General features: G+C 68.6%; 4 protein-coding genes. 2 read left to right on the forward strand and 2 right to left on the reverse strand.

The window, feature by feature from the left end; genetic code table 11:
• Positions 1-761 (reverse strand): phosphatase PAP2 family protein (locus G6026_RS04130; RefSeq protein ID WP_182612333.1); only part of this gene is annotated, 761 nt, incomplete at its 3' end.
• Positions 762-878: 117 nt separating this feature from the next.
• On the opposite strand from G6026_RS04130, the gene aspA reads away from it, so the two are divergent.
• Complete coding sequence (aspA, locus tag G6026_RS04135; RefSeq protein WP_107757625.1) at positions 879-2,339, forward strand: aspartate ammonia-lyase; 1,461 nt, start codon at positions 879-881, stop codon at positions 2,337-2,339.
• Between the two features lie 64 nt (positions 2,340-2,403).
• On the opposite strand, the gene G6026_RS04140 is transcribed toward aspA, so the two are convergent.
• Entirely contained in the window at positions 2,404-2,589 is a 186-nt protein-coding gene (locus G6026_RS04140; protein WP_107757624.1) for a hypothetical protein, read from the reverse strand.
• A gap of 145 nt (positions 2,590-2,734) precedes the next feature.
• Between G6026_RS04140 and G6026_RS04145 the strand changes: the two genes are divergently transcribed.
• Positions 2,735-3,511 (forward strand): acetoacetate decarboxylase family protein, encoded by a 777-nt coding sequence (locus G6026_RS04145; protein ID WP_107757623.1) that lies wholly within the window; start codon positions 2,735-2,737, stop codon positions 3,509-3,511.
• The last annotated feature ends 28 nt before the right edge of the window (positions 3,512-3,539 follow it).

Here is a 3,539-nt window from a genome sequence, read left to right on the forward strand (position 1 = left end):
CGCGGGGAGTAGTCGAGGCGGTCGGCGAGCCACATGATCGTGGCCACCTCGCCCACCCAGGCCAGGCTGACGCACCAGCCGGCCAGGACATCGCTCGGGAAATGGACCCCGAGATACATGCGCGTCACCCCGACCGCGGGGACGTACGCCGCGGATCCCGCGATCACCGGGTATCGCCATCCGGTGGGCCAGGCGAGAACGCAGGCGCACCCGGCGAGGGCCGCGCTCGCCATCGCGTGCCCGCTGGGGAACGAGTAACTCTTCTCCTGCACGATGTGGGTGAAGAAGGTGGGGCGGTCGCGCCGGTACAGGAGCTTGAGGACCGAGTTGATGATGGTGGACCCGACCAGGGACACCGTGAGCAGCGCGGCCGGGCGACGACTGCCGCGGACGTACGCCAGGTAACCGGCGGCGGTGAGGGCGAAGACGGGGACCGCGGTGACCCCGCCGAGTTCGGTGACGGCCCTGACGATCCGGGTGGTGCGCGGTGTGTGCCGTCGGCGCAGCCACAGCATGACGGGCCGGTCGAAGGGAAGTTTGGCGCCGGACCTGATCCTCTCGGCCAGTTCCACGAACCCGATGACGGGCATGGCGAAGCCCGCGAACGCCACTCCGAAGACCGCCCAGGTGCCTCGCGGCAGGGGTTCCTGACCCCTGTCGACGATGCTGCCCAGGAGCCCGTCGGAGGGGGCCAGGGGGCGCAGGAGGTCCTTCGCCGCGGTCAGGGTCCGGGTGCGACGGGAGGTCGTCGTGCGGGACATGACCACACCCTAGGCACAGTGGCGCGGCGACGGGGGATCCCCGCGAACCGCGACACCGCGCGCGGGCCGGGGGCCGTGGCTACTGTGGATCGTGGCGACCCGACCAGCGGAGGACGAATGACCCAGACCCGTGTGGAACGAGACCTCCTCGGCGAGAAGGAGGTTCCGGCTGACGCCTATTACGGGATCCACACCGTGAGGGCGGTCGAGAACTTCCCGATCGACTCCACGACCATCAGCGACATCCCGGACTTCATCCGCGGGATGGTCATGGTCAAGAAGGCCGCGGCGCTGGCCAACGTGGAGATGGGTGTCCTGGACCCGGACGTCGCCGAGGCCATCGTCGGTGCCTGCGACGAGATCCTCGTCGACGGCCGCTGCATGGACCAGTTCCCCTCGTGCGTGTACCAGGGTGGGGCCGGGACGTCGGTGAACATGAACACCAACGAGGTGGTGGCCAATCTCGCGTTGGAGCGGATCGGTCATCCCAGGGGCGCCTACGACGTGATCAGCCCGAACGACGACGTCAACCGTTCGCAGTCCACCAACGACGCGTACCCGACCGGGTTCCGGATCGCCCTGTGGCACTCCCTCGAGCGGCTCGAGCCGGCCATCGTCGCGTTGCGCGAGGCCTTCTACGACAAGTCGGAGGAGTTCCGCGAGGTCCTCAAGATGGGTCGCACGCAGTTGCAGGACGCGGTCCCCATGTCCCTGGGTCAGGAGTTCGGCGGGTTCGCGGTGACGCTCGACGAGGAGCTCCACGTCCTCGGCGCCGCGGCCCGGATGCTGCTCGACGTGAACCTGGGCGCCACGGCCATCGGCACCGGGGTCAACACGCCGCCCGACTACCGGCGAGCGGTCATCGAGCACCTGCGGCTCGTGACCGGTCTGCCGGTGACCGGTGCCATGAACCTCATCGAGGCGACCAGTGACACCGGCGATTACGTCAACGTCCACGCGGCCCTCAAGCGGACCGCGTCGAAGGTGTCCAAGATCTGCAACGACCTGCGCCTGCTGTCTTCCGGTCCGCGGGCGGGTCTCAACGAGATCAACCTCCCGGAGCTCCAGGCGGGGTCCTCGATCATGCCGGCCAAGGTGAACCCGGTGATCCCGGAGGTGGTCAACCAGGTCTGCTTCAAGGTGATCGGCAACGATGTGACGGTGACGATGGCGGCCGAAGCGGGCCAGCTGCAGCTCAACGTGATGGAGCCGGTGATCGCGCAGGCGATGTTCGAGTCGATCTCGTTGCTCACGTCCGCGATGGAGACGCTCACGGAGAAGTGTGTCCGCGGCATCACCGCCAACGTGGAGGTGGCGCGCCGCAACGTCATGGACTCGATCGGGATCGTCACCTATCTCAACCCGGTCATCGGGCACCACAACGGTGACCTGGTGGGACGGGAGTGTGCGCGATCCGGTCGCGGCGTCCGCGAAGTCGTGCTTGAGATGGGTCTGCTCTCGGCGGAGGAGGTCGACGACATCCTCTCGCCGTCGAACCTGCTGCGGCCCCGCTACAAGGGCAGGTCCAGCGGTCACCTGGCGGCCGTACCCTCAGAGGACCTGTCGGACCCCACCTGAGACACCGGTCGCCCCGGTCACCTCTGAGGGTGGCCGGGGGTTCTGGGGTGCCGGTCTGACCGGGTCAGACTCCGTTCTCGACCTGACCGATCTGTCCGATACTGCTCACGGCGAGCCGGCCGAGCGAGCTCTCGAAGCCGAACGACTGCTCGAGGGCCGCGGTGGAACCGGAGATGAATCCGTTGATCGCGGCGGACGACCCGACCGTGAAGTCGAACTGGGCGAAGAAGTCGGCGAGTGCCTTCAACATGGTGTGCCTCCTGGGAGAGTGACGCGGTGTGTTCCGCGTGGGACGGGCCGCGTGCCCGTCTCTACGTGGTCTATCCGCCCTGCCCGGCGTGGTGTTAGCGATCGAATGCAGTGAAACCTGTTACCGCACCCGCTAACGTCGGAGTATGAGTTCTCCCACCACCCGTGTCGTCGCGGGTCGCCAGATCACGTTCCCGGTCCCCGTCGTCTCCGCCTCGATATCGGGTGCCGCCTTCCTGTCGCGGGCCGCCGTCGCCAGGCGTCTGATCGCCTCCGGGCCCCAGTCCGCCGTCCTGGACTCCGCGAGGGCCGAGCCGGTCTCGCTACCGGGTGGTCGGACTCCGGTCACGGTGATCCACGTCCGCTATCACGATGTCCCGGGCAACGTCCTGGGTGGGTACCACGAGGTGGGGTTGGCGTTCCAGGTCAAGGTCCCGGGGGTCGGGGTGCGTCAGCACATCCACGAGCTTCCTGTCGACCAGGATTTCACCCTCGCGGCCGGCAACGAGCTCTGGGGTTTTCCCAAGTGGAAGGGCGACATGGTCGGCACGGCCGGCGGAGCGCTCGACGACGCCCGCCTGGGGGCCGTCGGGTCCTCCGGGACAGGGGGGATCGACCTCATGTTCGACACCCGCCTGGGAGTGCCGGTGCCCGGTCGCCACTCCCTCGGGATGAACTGCATCCAGGTCCTCGACGGCAGGCCTGTCCTGGTCAGCGCGGGTGCGAAAGTCGCAGGCGGCCGGTTCCGTCCCCTGGGGGGTGCGCGCGTGTCGATCGCCGCCGGGGCGGAGGACGGGGATCGACACATCGGCCGGATCGCCGGGGCGATCCGCGAGCTGGGGCTCGATCGGGCTCGGGCGCTCGGCACGTTCTCCTTCGAGCGGTTCGAGGCCGAGTTCCAGGCACCCCGCACGCTGTCCTGACGCCGGCCCGCCGATCACCGCGCGGCGT

Source organism: Dietzia sp. DQ11-38-2 (genome assembly GCF_014145055.1).
Classification (GTDB): domain Bacteria; phylum Actinomycetota; class Actinomycetes; order Mycobacteriales; family Mycobacteriaceae; genus Dietzia.

Excerpts from the sequence above, each read along its gene's own strand:
- aspA (WP_107757625.1), top strand. The coding sequence starts at position 879 with ATGACCCAGACCCGTGTGGAACGAGACCTCCTCGGCGAGAAGGAGGTT.
- G6026_RS04140 (WP_107757624.1), bottom strand. The coding sequence starts at position 2,589 with ATGTTGAAGGCACTCGCCGACTTCTTCGCCCAGTTCGACTTCACGGTC.
- G6026_RS04145 (WP_107757623.1), top strand. The coding sequence starts at position 2,735 with ATGAGTTCTCCCACCACCCGTGTCGTCGCGGGTCGCCAGATCACGTTC.